We start from the raw sequence: 17,024 nt of genomic DNA on the forward strand, positions 1-17,024 counted from the left end.
CACCAAGAGCGGGCCGACCTCGTTACCGATACCTTCCGACATCTTATGCTTCGCCAATCAGCAAAGCACCGGCCGTAAGCCCGCTTCATCCTTCGGAGTCGGGCAGGCCCGATGGACAACTACTGAGCTTTGCTGCGGGTTTCGCCGTGCGACCTCTCGGGGCGATCGTATTCGGACGTCTGGGCGACCTGGTCGGCCGCAAGTACACGTTCCTCGTGACGATCGTATTGATGGGCGGCTCGACGTTCCTCATCGGGCTGCTGCCGGGCTTTGCCACCATCGGGATCGCGTCGCCGATCCTGTTTATCGCGATGCGGATGATTCAGGGGCTCGCGCTGGGCGGCGAGTACGGTGGCGCGGCGACTTATGTCGCGGAGCATGCGCCGAATGACCGGCGCGGGGCATGGACTGCCTGGATCCAGATGACCGCGACGCTCGGGCTATTTCTGTCGCTGGTGGTCATTCTGGGCGTTCGAACCACGACGGGCGAAGGTCTGTTCGCATCGTGGGGATGGCGAGTGCCATTCCTGATGTCCATCGTGTTGCTCGGAATATCCGTGTGGATTCGTCTGCAGTTGCACGAGTCGCCTGCATTCGAGCGCATGAAGGCGGAAGGCACTCGCTCGAAGGCACCCGTCGCAGAGGCATTCGGGCAATGGAAGAACCTAAAGCTGGTGCTGGTCGTGCTGTTCGGACTAACGGCGGGGCAGGCAGTCGTCTGGTACACGGGGCAGTTCTACACGCTGTTCTTTCTGACGCAGACGCTCAAGCTCGAGGGTTCGGCGTCGAACATGATCCTTGCTATCGCACTCGTGATCTCGGCGCCGTTCTATGTCGTGTTCGGTTCATTGTCCGACCGGATCGGGCGCAAGCCGATCATCATGATCGGTTTCGCATTGGCGGTCACCACCTACTTTCCACTGTTCAAGGGACTCACACACTTTATCAATCCCGCGTTGGAGACGGCACAACGGAATGCGCCGATCGTAGTGAAGGCATTTCCTCGCGAGTGTTCGTTCCAGTTCAATCCGGTCGGTACGGCGACCTTTACCAGTTCGTGCGATATCGCCAAGAGTGCGCTTTCGAAAGCCGGGCTGAGCTACCGTAACGAACCGGCGGCCGCGGGCGAGAAGGCGACGATCGTCGTCGGTGGCAGCGTTATTTCGTCATACGATGGAAAATCTGCCGACGCAGCCACGCAAGCGCGTGATTTCGATTGGGCGCTGCAACGCGCGCTGCAGGATAACGGCTATCCGGCGAAGGCGGATCCGAGCAAGATCAACTGGCCGATGGCGATCCTTCTGCTGGCGACCCTGATGGTCTACGGCACGATGGTCTACGGACCGATCGCGGCCATGCTCGTCGAGTATTTTCCGACACGGATCCGCTACACATCGATGTCGTTGCCATATCACATCGGCAACGGATGGTTCGGTGGATTCCTGCCGGCTTCCGCATTCGCGATCGTCGCCGCAAACGGGAACATCTATTCCGGCCTCTGGTATCCGATCGTCATTGCGACCGCTTCGCTGATCGTCGGGATGTCGTGCGTGCGCGAGACGCGCGGCACCGAAATCTGCGGAAACTGACCAGACGACATTTCGATAAGGAGTCGAGCGAATCATGGCGTTGTACGAATATCGAGGCGCGGCTCCTCGCATTCATGCGTCCGCTTACGTACACCCGAGCGCAAGCATCATCGGCGACGTGATCGTCGGCGCCGGTTGCTATATCGGGCCGGGTGCATCGCTGCGTGGGGATTTCGGCGCCATTCGCGTCGGCGAGGGCAGCAACGTACAGGATAACTGTACGTTGCATGTCGGGCATGGAATGATTTGTTTGCTCGGCGCACGATCTCATGTCGGCCACGGCGCCGTGGTCCATGGCGCACAACTGGAGCGCAACGTCCTGATCGGGATGAATGCCGTCGTGATGGACGACGCGATAGTCGGAGATTCGGCCATCGTAGCGGCGTGCGCGTGCGTCAAATCGGGAATGCAGGTGCCGGCACGAACGCTGGTCATGGGCGTGCCCGCACGTATCGTCCGTGTACTGACCGACGCGGAACTGCATGAGAAGGTCGAAGCGACGAACCGCTACTGCGAACTCGCGGCAGCGAGTTTAGCGACGACACGCCAAATCGCCCGGCCGGTGCCTCGGCCCTCTTGGGAATAAGGGAAGTAGTTCCGTTATGACTTTATGGTCGGAGCACTCGACTGGTGGCATCACAAATCGATGTTGGATGCGCGAGATCACCGAGAGGCTCGTCGAGAATCGGATCAATCTCACTGCAAGAAACTGCTGAACGGATGTCAGCTATGCCGGCTTTTGCCTCGTCAGTGAGGTCTTTGCGATGCGCTTGCGGACAGGACTCGAGCCAGTCGTTGTCGAAGAAAAAAAGGGTTTGAGGAATTGGGAGTCTTCTTAGTTATGACCAACGACCGCGCGCGCGGTGTAAGGCTCCTCCAGCGCAATGAGCTCGTCGGTGGTGAGTTCAACCTTCAGAGCAGCAAGTGCATCGTCGAGCTGGCCGATCTTTGATGCGCCGACAATCGGCGCTGACACCGCAGGCTTTGCAAGCACCCATGCGAGTGCCACCTGAGCCATCGGAATGCGGCGACGCTCCGCGATGCGCTGCACGACACCGATGATAGCCTCATCCGAGGAAGCTGTACTGCCCACAAGCAGTTTTCCAAAATCGTCGGCCCGGGAGCGTTCCGTTTGAACGTCTGCGGGCCGAGTGAGGCGGCCGCGTGCGAGTGGGCTCCATGGCAGCACGCCAACACCCTGATCCTGGCAAAGCGGCAGCATTTCCCGTTCTTCTTCCCGATACAGAAGATTGACGAGATTCTGCATCGTGACGAAGGTTGTCCATCCGTTGCGTCGCGCGACCTCCTGCGCCTTGGCAAATTGCCAGGCGAACATCGACGAAGCACCGATGTATCGCACCTTGCCCGAACGGACAACGTCATGCAGCGCTTCCATCGTCTCCTCGATGGGCGTTTTGTAGTCCCAGCGGTGAATCTGGTACAGATCGACGTAATCAGTGCCAAGTCGCCTGAGGCTCGCGTCTATCTCCGTCATGATGGCCTTGCGCGAAAGCCCCTGGCGATTCGGCGACGTGGAGCTTCCCACGCCGCCGGCCGGAAAGAACACTTTGGTCGCTATTACAAGTTCTTCGCGAGGAAGCAACTCCTTTAGAACTTTTCCAACAATGACTTCGGATGTTCCTGCCGAGTAGCTGTTCGCGGTGTCGAAAAAATTGATGCCCTTTTCAACAGCGTGGCGAAGAATTGGTCTCGCTGCTTCTTCGTCGAGAGTCCAAGGATGCGCACCCGCGGTCGGCTCTCCGTATGTCATGCAACCCAGACAAAGGCGGGATATGTCCAGACCGGTACTGCCCAGCTTCGTGTATTCCATAAAACCTCCAGTTTTATGCCGCCGGTGGTTGGCCGCTCGGCGGATAGGTATAATCGAAGCCATATCTTAATCACGATATGGTAAATGTCAAGCCATACCTTTGGGGGGTAGTATGTCAACACAGCTTCCGCAACCGGCTCGCGATGATATCGATCTGGGAGCGGTTTTCGCAGCGCTTACGGATCCGCTGCGGCGCAAAGCGATCGCCGTTCTGGCTACGTTGCCCGACGGTGAAGAACGTAGCTGTGCGTCTTTTGGATTCTCGGTTGCAAAGGCTTCGCTGACTCACCACTTTAAGGTGTTGCGAGAGGTAGGGCTGATCGGGCAGGTCGACTACGGCAACCGGCGCTGTTCAATTCTTCGCCGTGCAGACATCGATGCACGTTTCCCTGGGCTGCTCGCATTACTTGTTTCAGAGCTCTCCAAAGAGAATGCGGTTTGCCCAGGTTTGACCGCAGTCTGACATCGCTTGGGGTGATCGACGATCCGCACGCCCAGCGGATGTATGATTTGTGATCGTCGCGGCAGGCGATGTCGGCGTCGTCATCAACACGGCGGCGATGGCGCGTCGCCCTAACCTCCGGCAAGCAGTCGTTGAAGTGCTTGGAGAAACACGCGTACGCGTAAAGGAACGTATTTTCGCAAAGGTAGAAGCGCCCACGCCGAGAGATGTTGGGGTTGGGCGTCATCTAATGTCAACCGCCAGAGAGCCGTCCGCAAGTTTTTACGGACATCCAGATGCGTTAAAAGCGCCAACCCGAGCCCAGCCAGGCAGGCCTCTCGCACGCCTTCGACGCTATTGCAAATAAAAGGTTCATCGAGGATTACCGGGGAACGCGGCGCGGATCTTGAGGAAGAAGTATTCGTCGTCGCGGTACCCGTAACCCCGACGCTTGATGACCTTGATGGTGTTGTTGATGCCTTCAACGACGCTGGTATTGAGCGGATGGCGGCAGCGAGTAACGATTCCGTGCCAGTAGCCCTGCAGGCGCTCGGCGAACTTTTGCAGGGCAGCGATCCCGCTTTGTTGAGCCTGCTCGAACCATTGCTCCCAAGCCTTTTGCGCCCAGGCCGGTTTTTGGTAGAACCAGAGCCGCTTGAGTTCGTCGCGTAACACGTAGACGCATAACAGCGACTGATTGGCCGCCAGCAACTCCTTCAGGTGCACGGCCTGATCCGGTTTGAGGTTGTGGCGATTGCGCAGCAACAGCCAGCGGCTGGACTTCAGGACCTTGCGGGCTGGCTTGTCATGTCGGAGTTGATTGGCCTGATCGACCCGCACCCGATCGATTACTTCGCGGCCGTACTTGGCCACGACGTGGTACAGGTCGAAGACGATTTCCGCCTGCGGGCACTGTTCCCTGATTTCGAGTTCATAGGCCGTAGTCATGTCGATCGCTACCGCTTCGATACGCTTGGCCGCGCCTTTGGGAAGCTGTTCGAAGAAGGTCCGTGCCGTCTCACGCGAGCGTCCCGGCCCGATCCAAAGTACTTGCCGGCTGATCGGGTCGACCACCACCGTGGCGTAGCGATGGCCTTTATGCAGCGCGAACTCGTCCATCGCCAGATAGCGGATCGTCGACCAGTCCGGCTCGGCCACGCGGGCACGCAAGCGCATCTTGTCGATCGATTTGACCGTGTGCCAGCCCAGATCGTAGAAGGCCGCCACCGCCTGCACGCTGGCCGCTTGCAACAACTTCTCGCAGGCCTTGGCGAAGCGCTCCGTCACTCGCTGGTAACGGCCCAGCCACGCCAGCTTCTCCAACCGCGGACCGCCGCAGCGTTCGCACCAGACCCGACGACGGGGGACGTGCAGCACCACCCGGTACTCGAACAGCGGCAGGTCACGCACCCGGCGAACCGTTGTCTCGTGGATCTGCTGGCAGCGTGCCCCGCATTGCTCGCAGTACATGACCTTGTTGACCGGCTTCAAATACAGCGACAGCGTGCGGCCTTCGCCTTCCGGCCATTCCACTCGCTCCAACCGATAGCCGGTCCAGCAGCCCAGCGTCTGAAGTGCCTTACGATCGAGCAATTGCCTCTCCTGACGTCCTTAAAGTCAGGCGTCAGGTTACGCAATCGCTCCCAAACCCTCCACGGTTTCCTGCGATGAACCAAATAAAAGCGGCCGTCTACGCGCAACGACTTCATATGTTCGCCGTCCATGAAGGGCCATGTCGGCAGATATAGGAGTGGGCGTCGTCGCTATTGGCCGCGGTGCGCTGGCGAAACCCGATTGGCCAGCGAAAGTTCCGGCAGACGTCGAGTTGCTGAGCTTTGATCAGGAGATTCTGCGCCCGATCGCGAACATCAAGGACAGCGAAATCGCAATGCAGACCGGCGACTTGCGACTGCCAGATTGAGCGCCAGGACGTCAAGTTGTCTGCGTCCGATTCTTCCTGGCGTATTTGCGCAGTTCACTCGCGGTCAGCACGAATTCATGGTTATCGAGCAACTCTCCGATCGCGAAATCGATGAAAATCCGTACCCGTCGCGGTAGGTTGTCGCGTTGACCGTAATAGATGTAGAGCCCTCTCCTGTCACTGATCTTGTCGACGAAGAGAGGAACAAGTCCGCCACTTCGGATTCGCGGCGCGGCATTGATACTGTCGATCATTCCGATTCCAAAGCCCGACGCGACCGCCTCCATTTCCGCCTCAGGATCGTTGGTCGAGAATACGGCCGCGACATTGCGCACTTGAATTTCGCCGCGCACCTGGAACTCCCACGGTAGCAGTCTGCCGGTTGACGGATTCCGGTAACCGGTACACCGGTGGTTCGACAACTGCTCGATGCTAACTGGTACGCCCGCCGCTTCTAGATAGGCGGGCGCTGCGCACGGGATATCCTGAATCGGGAAGAGCCGCCGTGCGATGACCTGGTTTTCAGGCGGCGAACCAGCACGGAAGCCGACATCGATGCGTTCGGACACCAGATCAGAAAAGCGCTCTTCCAGGATGAGTTCCACCTCGACGCGAGGATGCGCGGCGCGAAAGCTGGCCAGCAGTGGAAGAAGTACTCTCCGGCCTACGGGCCCGGCTGCGGCAATGCGAATGATTCCTTGCTCGTCACTGCTGGCATTGCGTGCCCCACTCAAAACGCGCTGCAAACCCTCGAGTTGAGGCGTGACCGCATCGAGGAATTGCCTGCCGTCCTCTGTCAGCGTGCTGCTCCTCGTGGTCCGGTGGAACAGTCGGGTTCCAAGGTGAGTTTCGAGTTGGCCGATTGCCTTGCTGACGGCTTGAGCCGTCATGCCCTGCGCTAATGCAACTTGCCTGAAGCTGCCAGCTTTTGCAGCCTCGATAAAAATCTCAACAGCGCGTAGCTCGTTCATCGCAGGAATAGTATGGAGCAAGGCGGACAAATGGTAGCAACTTTTGGTTGTCAATGATTTTACCGATCTGGCGCTACCGTGTCATGAAGCCGTTGAATAGACTTTAGTTCGTTCCCGAAAGGGCTTGACCAAACCGTTGGAGAAAATCGATGACGGACCAAAACCAGACTTTTTCAGAACGCACCGCGGTCGTGACTGGCGCCTCGAGCGGGATCGGTCTCGCAACGGCGCGCCTTCTGGCCGCACGCGGCGCAAAGGTTGCGTTGCTGGCGCGCCGCAAGAAAAACCTTGATAAAGCTGTCGAAGAGATAAGGCAGGCTGGCGGTACCGCTCTCGCCGTTGAGGTAGACGTGACAGTTCAGGCGTCTGTCGACGTTGCAGCACAGGCGGTATCGACGGCATTCGGCCGAACGGACCTTGTCTTCAACAATGCGGGGGTGATGCTGCCGGGCGCAATCGACGATCTGAATCTCGGCGAGTGGGAGAAACAGATCGACCTCAACGTGACGGGCGTCATGCGCGTTCTGCACGCCTTCATCCCTCAACTGAAACAGGCTGCCTCAGAAGGCGCAAGCGTCGATCTAATCAACACTTCTTCGATCGCGGCCCAGTATATTTATCCATACTTCTCCGTGTACACCGCGACGAAGGCGTATGTGAGCCACCTGACGCGGCACCTGCGCGTGGAGCTCGGCCAACAGAACATCCGCGTTTCGATGATCGAACCGGGCATCGTCGCGACCGAATTGCAGGGACATGTCACTTTCCAGGGTGCCAAGGACTGGCTGGCATCGGCCGAGAAGACGATCGAGTTTCTGCAGCCAGGGGATGTCGCCGAAGTGGTGGCGTTCCTCGCAAGCCAGCCGAAACGCGTGAACCTGCAGCAGGTCGTAATCATGCCGACCAGACAAGGCGTCTGACGAACAGTATGAAAAGCACATGAGGAATCCATTAGCTATGAAGTTCAAGACTCTCGTGTTCGTCGTTCTTGGAATAGCGACCGTAGCGACCGCATACGCGGCTAGCGAATCCGGTGGGCCAGCGACGAAGGGTCGAGTATTGCTTGTCGCGTCGAGCACCGATACCCTGCGTCTGAAAGAAGGCAAGAAGGACCCCACAGGGTTTTATCTCGACGAGCTGGCCGTGCCCGCTCGGCGCCTCATCGCCGAGGGCTATGACGTCGTGGTCGCGACTCCTAACGGGAAAAAGCCGGTCATGGATAAGACGTCGGTTCAGATTTCGCTGTTCGACGACAGGGCCGAGCTCGACAAGGCACTCCATTTCGTCGCGACATACCCGAGCATGCAGCATCCCATTACGCTTAAACAGGCTGCTGCGCAATCCGAGCAATTCGCCGCCGTGTATGTCCCGGGCGGTCACGCGCCGATGAACGACTTGATGCACGACCCTGACCTCGGGCGCATCCTGCGGCAGTTCCACGAGGCGGGAAAACCGACGGCATTCCTGTGTCACGGGCCCATCGCGTCGCTTGCGGCACTTCAACACAGCAATGAATACCGAACAGCGCTCACAGACGGCGACAACGCGGCCCTGAAAAAGTACTCAGCTGGTTGGCAATACGCCGGCTACAACATGACGATCTTTTCGAATGGTGAAGAGTCCATCATCGAGAAGGACGTGCTGCATGGTCATGTGCCGTTCTATGTGGCCGATGCGTTGAAAGCGGCAGGAGGCAACATCACAAACGGACCGATTTGGAAGAGCTATGTTGTGCGGGATCGCGAGTTGATCACCGGGCAGAATCCCCAGTCGGACAAGGCGCTCGCGAGCGAGCTTTTGAAGGCGCTCGCCGAACGCAGCACAGGGTAGTCGAATCATGCACAGGGACATCGTAGCGCGGACCGTTGGCCAAACGCCGTTTGAGGGAAACATTGTAACAGCGCCATTCGGCCTGCTGCCGATCTTGCTGATGCTCGGTATGGGCGGCTTGTGCATCGGCACGGAAGAATTCGCGTCGATGAGTCTTTTGCCTGATATTGCCGCGACCACGCATGTATCGATCGCGAATGCAGGAGGCTTGATCAGTGCGTACGCGACGGGCGTCGTGGTCGCGGTCATATCGGGTGGAAGAGTCGGTCGGTTTCCGACTGACTAGGGTACGGAAGCAAATTCATACCTGAAACGATGCTAGCGCACGCTGCTGGCCGATGCCGGTTCAGACAGACTGGCGGGCGGCATCACCCTTCCGAGCGGCTGGTCGATCGCGGCTTGCGCGTGCGGGGGGCCGCAGCGGCGCAGTCGCCGCATCGGTGCTGGCGCAGGCAAGTGACGAATGACGCCTCCTGCCCGTTGACGGCGCTCAAGCTGTGCCCCAGGCGCTCGCCCTCGATGCCGCGTTCACTTGGACAGCCGTGCAGGCGCAGGCTTCCCATGGGCGCCAACGTGCGCACCCTGCAGGCCGCCGTGGTTGCAGCGCAGATGGCGGGCGCGCTGATGATGGTGTTCCAGCGCACGCTGCAATACGCCAACGAGCTCCAGCAGTTGGGCGGCCTATCGGCAGGTTCCAACCCAGACAGCACCGGCTGTCGGTGATGAGGGAGCATATGTTCGCCGCACGCATGGCTGGCAGCTCGGCTGCAGCGGCAGTGGCGCGCTGCCCGACCGCCTGCGCGTAGCCACTGCGGCTGCAGTGAGGCGGCGCTGGCCATCTCTGAAACCGCGTACGCGATCCACGGCGCCATCGGCTTCAGCACTGAATACGACTTGCAGTTGTTCACGCGCCGCCTGCACGCACGGCGGCAGACGGCGGGCAGCGAGGCGTACTGGCACGATGTGGCGGGCGATGTGCTGCTGGCCCGCGAAGGCATGACGCTCGACGTCGTGCGCCGCATCACATTCTTTAAAGCGGTGCTTTGAAATCAATAGCTGCCGGCGCTTTATTTCATTTCGATTCAGCATGAAAAATTGCTAAAAGCGTTGCTGCTAAAGCGCCAGTAGCTTATTTTTTGATAACCGGGAATCAAGATGGCCTCTCTCACCACCAGTCGAGACGGCGGCATCCTCACCGTGACCATGAGCCAAGCCGAGACGCGCAACGCGTTCACCGGCAACACGACCGTGTAGGAATTCGCGCAACTGGGCGACGGCGTGCGCAAGGACGCGAGCGTGGAAGTGGTCATCCTCACGCGCTCACCCACGCACAGGGCCAGCAACATTGCCGCGTTTTCGCCGCCTCGCTGGTAGCCGAAATCGACAATTGCCTAACCGGGCCCGCTTGCAGGACTCGGCGTGCGGCCGCCCCCCAAGCTGCTCGGCTCCGCGTGGCATGTTCAGTGAGGCGACGCGAGCGGGGCCAGCGCGCAAGATCAACTGCCTGCGTGCCGTGAGGCCGACTGATCGCAGAGGCACAGCAGGTTCCAGCGACGGTCAAAATAAGATTTTCATATCGCCCTATCCGAATTCCGTATTTTCTCTTATAGCACCGGCCCAATAGACTGGTGTGTAGCAGCACTCTGCTTGTGAGATTGCTGCGGACATCCAAAAAGAGAATAGTGGAGACGATGAAGAGCGCTGCGATCGATTCGACGCTCGTCGCAGGTGGGTTGGCGTTGATCAATAGTATCGGTGCTAGCTCCGGCATCGTGGCGCCATTCGTGGTTGGTCTGATGAAGGAAGCAACGGGATCAATGGCATCAGGCCTCTATTTGCTTGCCGTGCTTCTGTGCGGCGGAGTTCTTCATCTCCTCAAGATCGTTCCGCCGACGATACGACCGCAAGTCTCTCAGGTGACCAACGAAGACGACTCGGTCGTTGCGAGCACCATTGAAGAATGATGACCATGTTGCTGAAAGGATCAAACATGAACCAACCGATTGCTGGTCTTAGCAAGCCACTCGCAGGCGTCAAAGTCCTGGAACTCTCACAGATCATGGCCGGCCCGACGTGCGGGTTGATGCTCGCCGACTTGGGTGCCGATGTAATCAAGGTCGAACGCTATCCGCAAGGCGACGATGCGCGGCGCTATCGTCGCGCAGGGGACGACGGATTGCCACCTTCATTCATGATGCTTAACCGGGGTAAGCGCTCCATCGCACTTGATATTAAGCGGCCCGAAGGCAAGGCAGCGCTGTTGAAACTCGTCAAGCAAAGCGATGTCGTGACTGAGAATTTCCGCATGGGCGTGATGGAACGGCTGGGCCTCGGATACGACGTCCTGCGTGAAGCGAACCCTGCGCTTGTCTACTGCGCCATCACTGGATATGGGCGCACCGGCCCACTGGCTGCTCGCGGTGGATTTGACCTGATCCTTCAAGCGTTCAGTGGACTGATCAGCGTCACCGGTGAAGATGGGGGCGATCCCGTCAAACCAGGTGTCTCGATTGCTGACGTGAATGCCGGCATTCTGGCGGCTTTTGGCACGCTTGCGGCGTATATTGAAAGATTGCGAACCGGGCAGGGGCAACGTGTCGATACATCGTTGCTCCAAGCCTCCATGCAGCACATGTACTGGTACGCGGCGGCTTATTTCTCCAGAGGCATTGTTCCAAAGCCTGCCGGTACCGCACATCCCTTGATTGCTCCATACCAGGTGTACAAGTGCCGCGACGGTGGTCTCGCGATCGGCGGCGCCAATGAGACGAACTGGGGGCGCGTCGCGCAGGTACTCGGACACCCGGAGTGGGTAGATGACCCGCGATTCAATACGCCGGACATTCGACTCGCGAACCGCCGAGAGCTTGAGGTGCTCATCAATGAGATCCTGTCGACAGATACTCGCTCGGCTTGGGCGTCGCGATTCGATGCGGCTCAGGTCCCCTGCGGTCCTGTCCAGACAGTCGGCGAAGCGTTGGACCACGAGCAAACGCGCAGCGTGAGAATGGTTGTCGATGTTCAGTCGCCCCAAGGCGGTTCAATGCGCGCGCTTGGCCTTCCGGTATTGCTCAACGGGTCTTCCTATGTCGCTGAGGCACCGGCGCCGCGCGTCGGGCAGGACACTACCGAGGTCCTGCGTGAGTACGGCTTTGCGGAAGACGATATCAACCGGCTCTTGGACTCGGGCGCTGCCTTTCAAGGTGATGCTTCCGAGCCGCTGACGGCCGACGAACTGTGAGGCGATCGTGAAGGTACCAGTGAGTTTAAAAAGTGAAGTCGTGGGTGACCGAGACATCGTGGTCGAAATCGCCAATGGCGTCGCCGTGGTGAGATTGAACCGCGAAGCCAAGCGGAACGCCTTGACGCTAGCGCTTTGGAAGCGTCTCGGCGCGACGTTCTCACAGTTGGACGCAAACATCGAGGTCCGCTCGATCGTCTTGATCGGTACCGGTGCAAGCTTCTGTGCTGGAGCGGATATTTCCGAATTTAATGAGGTCAGAGGCGATCCGGAGCAGGCCATTGTCTACGAGAACGCATACGACGACTGTTGCGACGCGATCGCGGCGACCTTCAAGCCGACGATCGCAGCAATTAATGGGTATTGCATGGGTGGTGGCTGCAACGTTGCTATGGCGTGCGACTTTCGAATCGCCGAATCGTCGGCTGTCTTCGCGATTCCCGCGGCGCGTTTGTCGATCGTGTATGGAGTGAAAGGCACCCGGCGGCTGTTCAACTTGGTGGGCTTGTCGAACGCCAAGCGCATTCTGTATTCGGCGAGCCGCTTCGATGCAGAACGAGCTTTTCGGATTGGATTCGTGGACGATGTGGTAGCCGATTCGTTCGCATCGGCAACACAGTTTGCATCGGAATTAGCCTCGAATGCCCCACTTACGATCAAGGGAGCGAAATATATACTCGACAGCCTTGCCAGCACGAACACCGATATTTCGGAGTTGAAAGTCAACCAGATCATGGATGAGGCAGCTCAAAGTCACGACTACCTCGAAGGTCGCTCGGCATTTTTGGAAAAGCGACCTCCAAAGTTCCATGGTTATTAATGCCGCAGCCATAAAGATAAGATCGCGTCGGACGGGTCAAGACGACACTCGATCAGCTGGCTCGAAGATCTCAGACCGAAGGGATCACGCCTGAAGATTCACGAGTACCAGGGTAAGGAAATTCCGCGGAAATTCGGCGTCGCGGTCCCGCGCGGCAAACCCGTGTTCTCGGAGGACGATGCGGTCAAGGCCGCACGGCAGCTGGGCAGCCCGGTCTGGGTCGTCAAGGCGCAGATTCATGCCGGCGGCCGCGGCAAGCGCGGTGGTGTGAAGATGGCGAAGTCGATCGACCAGGTCCGTGATTACTCGAACCAGATCCTCGGCATGCAGCTCGTCACGCACCAGACCGGGCCCGGAAGGCCAGAAGGTGAACCGCCTGCTGATCGCGGAAGGGGCGGACATCAAGAAGGAGCTGTATGTCGGCCTGGTGCTTGACCGTGTCTCGCAGCGGATAGTCGTGATGGCGTCGAGCGGACATGAAGACATGATGAAGCCGGTGGTCGGCTTCATCGCGGGCGTGACGGCGCCTCCGGGCAAGCGCATGGGCCACGTAGGCACGCTGATCTCGGGCGGTGCGGACGCCAAGCTCGAAATCATGGAGCGTGCGGCATCAAGGGCACAAAGAACCCGTCAGAGATGGCGCGGCTGCTGAAGTCTGTGATTTGACCACGCCCCGATCCCCCCGGCCGCCAGACCCTTAGGTCATAGCCACGAAAAACCGACATTGGAGAAAGAGTGCGCTCAATGCTCGATTAGCCGTGCGCCTTCCCACTTCCCCGAAGCGAGCATGTCCTCCAGGACTTTCACAACTGTGTCTCGCACGACCTCTGCCGCTCGGCTGAGGGGTAGGCTGTCGGACACGCATAACGAAAGTTCGCGTTGAAGAGTGCGCCCGCTTATCGACGCAATGCCTATCTGTCCCCTCTCGACATACTCAGCAACGGCTGACCAGGGGAGCACGGTCCACCCCAGTCGCGCAGTCACCAGGCGTACCAACATATCAGTTGCGCTCACCTCGCTTACGAGCCGGAATGCCAAGTGTTCGTCGAGAAATGCAGCGTCGATTCGCTGCCGAATTGTGCTCGGTATGCTCGGGAGGATCAACGGATGACGCGCTACATCTTTGAGGCGCAGGGTCTTCTTCTCAATGTTCTCCGAAGCCGGATACACCACATAGAGTTCTTCGTGAATGAAGGGCAGTATGGTGGTTCCTCGTCGAGGCTGCGCGTCGACCGCGATGGCAATATCAATTTTGCCGTTCGCGATTAGGTCGACAAGTTCAGCGCTGGGTCGCTCCACGATCTCGAGCAGAATTCGTTCATATGCTCTCAGCTCTTCGAGGAGTCGCACCGCCAAGATCTTGCCGGTGCTACCGGGAATACCGATCACGACGCGTCCAGATGGATGCTCACCCTCTTGGGACACGGCCACTCGGACGTCTTCGAACTGCTTCAGTAGTGACTTCGCATGTCGATAAAGGACTTCGCCAGCACCGGTTAGTCTGACCCCGTGGGCGGTTCGGTCGAAAAGGCGCGTGTCCAGTTCTCCCTCAAGATTCGCGATCTGCTGACTCAGCGCTGGCTGTGCGATCCGGAGGGCTTCCGACGCGCGGGTCATGTTGCCAAGTTCAGCAATTCGCGCGAAATACTTCAGTTGCTTGAAGTCCACCTTGTGTCTCCTGCCAGGCGATTAGCCAATGCGTGCTAGAGGAATACGGAATTGCGATTGGCCTATACGTATTCCATATTTTAATTGTATCGCGCCAAAACTTAAACTGCCTCATAGAACGCCAGACCCTGCCAGACATGGAAAGCGTCCAGACGCCGGATGGAGACAAACCTTATGAATGCAAGTACAGAAAACCTTGCCGCGGCCTATCCTTCGCCCGATGCGGGCGTGCATAAGCGGGTGATCTTCGCTTCCTCCCTGGGAACGATGTTCGAATGGTACGACTTTTTCCTCGCCGGTTCACTGGCTGTGCAAATCTCGCACAGCATCTTCTCTGGGGTGAACCCAACCGCCGCCTTCATTTTCACGTTGCTTAGCTTCGCGGCCGGCTTTGCCGTGCGACCGTTTGGGGCACTCGTCTTTGGCCGCATCGGTGACATGGTGGGGCGCAAGTACACGTTCTTGGTCACCATCTCGTTGATGGGGTTGGCGACGTTCGTGATCGGACTACTGCCGGGATATGCTTCAATTGGTCTTGCTGCGCCGATTCTCTTCGTTGCCATGCGAATGCTGCAAGGGCTCGCACTTGGCGGTGAATACGGCGGCGCAGTGGTCTATGTCGCTGAGCACAGCAGTAATGAGACCCGCGGAGCGAAGACCGCCTGGATCCAGGCCACCGCGGCGCTCGGGTTGTTACTTTCGCTGGCGATGATTCTTCCTACCCGGTACATGCTGGGCGAAACGAGTTTCATGGCATGGGGCTGGCGAGTGCCGTTCTTGGTCTCGTTGATCCTGCTCACGATCTCGCTTTGGATCCGGGTCAAGCTGCACGAATCGCCCGAGTTCGAGCGCATGAAGCGCGAGGGGACGACGTCCAAGTCACCGATTTCCGAAGCGTTTGGTCAATGGCGCAATCTGAAGCTCGTGTTGCTGGGGCTCTTTGGAATGGTGATGGGCCAAGCTGTCGTTTGGTATGCGGGCCAGTTCTACAGCATGTTCTTTCTGACCCAAACGCTGAAGGTTGATGGGGGAACGGCGAACCTGCTGATCATCGTCGCGACAATCATCACGACGCCGTTTTACGTCATCTTCGGCAAGCTCTCGGACCGGATCGGCCGCAAACCGGTGTTTCTGTCGGGATGTTTGCTGGCAGCAATCTTCTTCTTTCCGCTGTTTAAAGGGCTGACGCATTTCGCGAACCCGGCGCTCGAAGCTGCGCACCAGAAGGCGCCGATTACTGTCCGAGCAGATCCGGGCGAGTGCAGCTTTCAGTTCAACCCGGCCGGAACTTCGAAGTTTGTGAGCTCTTGTGATATTGCACGGAGCGCAATTACGAAGGCGGGTTTGAACTACACCGATGAGCCGTCGCCGAAAGGGGAACTCGCGCAGATCAGAATCGGTGAGCGGGTGATCACCAGTTTCGATGGGAAAGCATCGAATGCAGCGGTGCTCTCGAAGACCTTCGACGCAGATATCGCCAAAGCCTTACATGATGCGGGGTATGAAACCGGCCCGGCGGATCCGGCGCGCATCAACAAACCGATGGCGATCCTGCTGATTGTCCTTCTCATGCTCTTTGGCACGATGACGTACGGCCCGATTGCAGCAATGCTTGTTGAACTGTTCCCTTCGCGTATTCGATACACGGCAATGTCGCTGCCGTATCACGTCGGCATTGGCTGGTTCGGTGGCTTTTTGCCTGCAGCGTCCTTCGCAATCTCCGCGGCGTCGGGTGATATCTACGCCGGTCTTTGGTATCCGGTAAGTCTCGCCGCTGTATGCTTTGTCGTGTGTCTGCTGTTCGTCAAAGAAAGCAAGGGCGCTGACATCTACACGAGCCGTACAAACCAACAAAAGAAGGCTTAAGGGGGAGTCATGGGATTCGCAAACTCAGGGGGTGTGAAGCTCTATTTCGAGAAGACCGGACAGGGCACTCCAATTGTATTCGTTCATGAGTTCGCCGGGGATTACCGGAACTGGGAAAACCAAGTTCGGTTCCTGTCGCGTCGTTATCAATGCATCACGTTCAATGCGCGGGGTTACCCCCCGTCGGATGTGCCTGAAGATCCGGAACAATACAGTGAGGCGCACGCGGTCGAGGACATCGCGAACGTTATGCGGTACTGTAATGTCAAGAAGGCTCACATTGTCGGCCTGTCCATGGGTGGATACGCGACGGTGAACTTCGGAATCGCCTATCCGGAGATGGCGCGTTCTTTGGTGATCATCGGGGCTGGGCACGGATCAGATCCGCAAGGACGCGAACGCTTCTTGCGCGACAGCGGGGAACTGGCTGATCGACTGCTTTCGCTTGGTATGCAGGAAGGGATTGTGCATTATGCGAACAGTCCAATCAGACGTCGATACAAAGAGAAAGACCCACGCGGCTTCGAAGAATTCAACAAACAGTTTGCTGAGCACTCTCCACTAGGCTCAGCACTGACGACCCGCGGTTACCAAATGCGTCGCTCAACGATCTACGAACTGGAAGCCAAGCTGAAAACTCTGGACGTTCCGGCGCTGATCGTCACGGGCGACGATGATGAGCCCTGTCTGGGTCCCGCGATTTTCATGAAGAAATCAATCCCTGATTCACGACTCTGGGTGGTTCCTCGAACCAGCCACCCCGTGAACCTTGAAGAGCCGGACGCTTTCAATCGCGCCGTGCGCGACTTCTTCACCGAGATCGACCAGACCTCGAACTTCTAGGC

18 protein-coding genes and 3 pseudogenes are annotated in these 17,024 nt (G+C 58.3%); 15 read left to right on the plus strand and 6 right to left on the minus strand.

Annotation, left to right across the window (positions count from 1 at the left end):
• Both O1Q03_RS12855 and O1Q03_RS12860 read left to right on the plus strand, forming a co-directional pair.
• The coding region (locus tag O1Q03_RS12855; protein WP_269503898.1) for an MFS transporter at nt 1-1,589 on the plus strand (1,589 nt) is incomplete at its 5' end.
• A gap of 34 nt (nt 1,590-1,623) precedes the next feature.
• On the plus strand, nt 1,624-2,175 hold the full coding sequence (locus O1Q03_RS12860) for a gamma carbonic anhydrase family protein (protein ID WP_124522356.1): 552 nt from the start codon (nt 1,624-1,626) through the stop codon (nt 2,173-2,175).
• Nucleotides 2,176-2,424: 249 nt separating this feature from the next.
• On the opposite strand, the gene O1Q03_RS12865 is transcribed toward O1Q03_RS12860, so the two are convergent.
• Entirely contained in the window at nt 2,425-3,420 is a 996-nt protein-coding gene (locus O1Q03_RS12865; protein ID WP_124522354.1) for an aldo/keto reductase, read from the minus strand.
• A gap of 112 nt (nt 3,421-3,532) precedes the next feature.
• Between O1Q03_RS12865 and O1Q03_RS12870 the strand changes: the two genes are divergently transcribed.
• Nucleotides 3,533-3,883, plus strand: coding sequence for an ArsR/SmtB family transcription factor (locus tag O1Q03_RS12870; protein WP_124522352.1), 351 nt, complete (start codon nt 3,533-3,535; stop codon nt 3,881-3,883).
• 110 nt (nt 3,884-3,993) lie between these two features.
• Here O1Q03_RS12870 and O1Q03_RS40170 read toward each other — a convergent pair whose 3' ends face one another.
• The gene (locus O1Q03_RS40170) at nt 3,994-4,206 is read right to left on the minus strand and encodes a hypothetical protein (RefSeq protein ID WP_185641336.1); all 213 of its coding nucleotides are present in this window, start codon (nt 4,204-4,206) and stop codon (nt 3,994-3,996) included.
• Nucleotides 4,207-4,234: 28 nt separating this feature from the next.
• Nucleotides 4,235-5,455 carry an ISL3 family transposase gene (locus O1Q03_RS12875; RefSeq protein ID WP_269503901.1) on the minus strand — a complete coding sequence of 407 codons (1,221 nt, stop codon included), beginning with the start codon at nt 5,453-5,455 and terminating at the stop codon, nt 4,235-4,237.
• A 139-nt stretch (nt 5,456-5,594) separates the two neighbouring features.
• On the opposite strand from O1Q03_RS12875, the gene O1Q03_RS12880 reads away from it, so the two are divergent.
• Complete coding sequence (locus tag O1Q03_RS12880) at nt 5,595-5,783, plus strand: hypothetical protein (RefSeq protein WP_124522350.1); 189 nt, start codon at nt 5,595-5,597, stop codon at nt 5,781-5,783.
• An 11-nt stretch (nt 5,784-5,794) separates the two neighbouring features.
• Here the strand turns inward: O1Q03_RS12880 and O1Q03_RS12885 are convergent, their stop codons facing one another.
• Entirely contained in the window at nt 5,795-6,754 is a 960-nt protein-coding gene (locus O1Q03_RS12885; protein ID WP_124522348.1) for a LysR family transcriptional regulator, read from the minus strand.
• Nucleotides 6,755-6,903: 149 nt separating this feature from the next.
• On the opposite strand from O1Q03_RS12885, the gene O1Q03_RS12890 reads away from it, so the two are divergent.
• The 4 genes and pseudogenes from O1Q03_RS12890 to O1Q03_RS40175 all read left to right on the plus strand — a co-directional run.
• A complete protein-coding gene (locus O1Q03_RS12890) occupies nt 6,904-7,674 on the plus strand; it encodes an SDR family oxidoreductase (RefSeq protein ID WP_269503904.1) in 771 nt (256 codons plus the stop codon).
• Between the two features lie 37 nt (nt 7,675-7,711).
• Nucleotides 7,712-8,584, plus strand: coding sequence for a type 1 glutamine amidotransferase domain-containing protein (locus O1Q03_RS12895; protein ID WP_269503906.1), 873 nt, complete (start codon nt 7,712-7,714; stop codon nt 8,582-8,584).
• Nucleotides 8,585-8,591: 7 nt separating this feature from the next.
• A complete protein-coding gene (locus O1Q03_RS12900; protein WP_269503908.1) occupies nt 8,592-8,870 on the plus strand; it encodes a hypothetical protein in 279 nt (92 codons plus the stop codon).
• Nucleotides 8,871-8,906: 36 nt separating this feature from the next.
• Nucleotides 8,907-9,631: pseudogene (locus O1Q03_RS40175) on the plus strand (acyl-CoA dehydrogenase family protein); the annotation flags it as partial.
• A gap of 35 nt (nt 9,632-9,666) precedes the next feature.
• On the opposite strand, the gene O1Q03_RS12910 reads toward O1Q03_RS40175, so the two are convergent.
• Nucleotides 9,667-9,930 carry a hypothetical protein gene (locus O1Q03_RS12910; RefSeq protein ID WP_185641333.1) on the minus strand — a complete coding sequence of 88 codons (264 nt, stop codon included), beginning with the start codon at nt 9,928-9,930 and terminating at the stop codon, nt 9,667-9,669.
• A gap of 345 nt (nt 9,931-10,275) precedes the next feature.
• On the opposite strand from O1Q03_RS12910, the gene O1Q03_RS12915 reads away from it, so the two are divergent.
• The 5 genes and pseudogenes from O1Q03_RS12915 to O1Q03_RS12935 form a co-directional block, all read left to right on the plus strand.
• On the plus strand, nt 10,276-10,548 hold the full coding sequence (locus O1Q03_RS12915) for a hypothetical protein (RefSeq protein WP_124522342.1): 273 nt from the start codon (nt 10,276-10,278) through the stop codon (nt 10,546-10,548).
• Nucleotides 10,549-10,574: 26 nt separating this feature from the next.
• Nucleotides 10,575-11,825, plus strand: a complete 1,251-nt coding sequence (locus O1Q03_RS12920) for a CaiB/BaiF CoA transferase family protein (protein ID WP_269503911.1) — start codon at nt 10,575-10,577, stop codon at nt 11,823-11,825.
• A gap of 58 nt (nt 11,826-11,883) precedes the next feature.
• Nucleotides 11,884-12,645, plus strand: a complete 762-nt coding sequence (locus O1Q03_RS12925; protein ID WP_221624307.1) for an enoyl-CoA hydratase-related protein — start codon at nt 11,884-11,886, stop codon at nt 12,643-12,645.
• 90 nt (nt 12,646-12,735) lie between these two features.
• Nucleotides 12,736-13,117 (plus strand): annotated as a pseudogene (locus tag O1Q03_RS12930) (ATP-grasp domain-containing protein); the annotation flags it as partial.
• Between the two features lie 6 nt (nt 13,118-13,123).
• A pseudogene (locus tag O1Q03_RS12935) lies at nt 13,124-13,311 on the plus strand (succinate--CoA ligase subunit alpha); the annotation flags it as partial.
• A 75-nt stretch (nt 13,312-13,386) separates the two neighbouring features.
• On the opposite strand, the gene O1Q03_RS12940 reads toward O1Q03_RS12935, so the two are convergent.
• The gene (locus tag O1Q03_RS12940; RefSeq protein WP_124522338.1) at nt 13,387-14,313 is read right to left on the minus strand and encodes a LysR substrate-binding domain-containing protein; all 927 of its coding nucleotides are present in this window, start codon (nt 14,311-14,313) and stop codon (nt 13,387-13,389) included.
• 174 nt (nt 14,314-14,487) lie between these two features.
• On the opposite strand from O1Q03_RS12940, the gene O1Q03_RS12945 reads away from it, so the two are divergent.
• Complete coding sequence (locus O1Q03_RS12945; RefSeq protein ID WP_124522335.1) at nt 14,488-16,179, plus strand: MFS transporter; 1,692 nt, start codon at nt 14,488-14,490, stop codon at nt 16,177-16,179.
• 33 nt (nt 16,180-16,212) lie between these two features.
• The gene (locus O1Q03_RS12950; RefSeq protein WP_269503912.1) at nt 16,213-17,022 is read left to right on the plus strand and encodes an alpha/beta fold hydrolase; all 810 of its coding nucleotides are present in this window, start codon (nt 16,213-16,215) and stop codon (nt 17,020-17,022) included.
• Nucleotides 17,023-17,024 lie beyond the last annotated feature (2 nt).

Origin of the sequence: Burkholderia sp. IMCC1007, from assembly GCF_027257875.1 — a bacterium.
GTDB lineage: Bacteria > Pseudomonadota > Gammaproteobacteria > Burkholderiales > Burkholderiaceae > Burkholderia.

What these genes read in the sequence shown, in the direction of transcription:
- O1Q03_RS12910 (WP_185641333.1), bottom strand. Translation starts at nt 9,930, where the DNA reads ATGTTGCTGGCCCTGTGCGTGGGTGAGCGCGTGAGGATGACCACTTCC.
- O1Q03_RS12915 (WP_124522342.1), top strand. Translation starts at nt 10,276, where the DNA reads ATGAAGAGCGCTGCGATCGATTCGACGCTCGTCGCAGGTGGGTTGGCG.
- O1Q03_RS12895 (WP_269503906.1), top strand. Translation starts at nt 7,712, where the DNA reads ATGAAGTTCAAGACTCTCGTGTTCGTCGTTCTTGGAATAGCGACCGTA.
- O1Q03_RS12860 (WP_124522356.1), top strand. Translation starts at nt 1,624, where the DNA reads ATGGCGTTGTACGAATATCGAGGCGCGGCTCCTCGCATTCATGCGTCC.
- O1Q03_RS12870 (WP_124522352.1), top strand. Translation starts at nt 3,533, where the DNA reads ATGTCAACACAGCTTCCGCAACCGGCTCGCGATGATATCGATCTGGGA.
- O1Q03_RS12920 (WP_269503911.1), top strand. Translation starts at nt 10,575, where the DNA reads ATGAACCAACCGATTGCTGGTCTTAGCAAGCCACTCGCAGGCGTCAAA.
- O1Q03_RS12880 (WP_124522350.1), top strand. Translation starts at nt 5,595, where the DNA reads ATGTCGGCAGATATAGGAGTGGGCGTCGTCGCTATTGGCCGCGGTGCG.
- O1Q03_RS12885 (WP_124522348.1), bottom strand. Translation starts at nt 6,754, where the DNA reads ATGAACGAGCTACGCGCTGTTGAGATTTTTATCGAGGCTGCAAAAGCT.
- O1Q03_RS12865 (WP_124522354.1), bottom strand. Translation starts at nt 3,420, where the DNA reads ATGGAATACACGAAGCTGGGCAGTACCGGTCTGGACATATCCCGCCTT.
- O1Q03_RS12890 (WP_269503904.1), top strand. Translation starts at nt 6,904, where the DNA reads ATGACGGACCAAAACCAGACTTTTTCAGAACGCACCGCGGTCGTGACT.
- O1Q03_RS12945 (WP_124522335.1), top strand. Translation starts at nt 14,488, where the DNA reads ATGAATGCAAGTACAGAAAACCTTGCCGCGGCCTATCCTTCGCCCGAT.
- O1Q03_RS12900 (WP_269503908.1), top strand. Translation starts at nt 8,592, where the DNA reads ATGCACAGGGACATCGTAGCGCGGACCGTTGGCCAAACGCCGTTTGAG.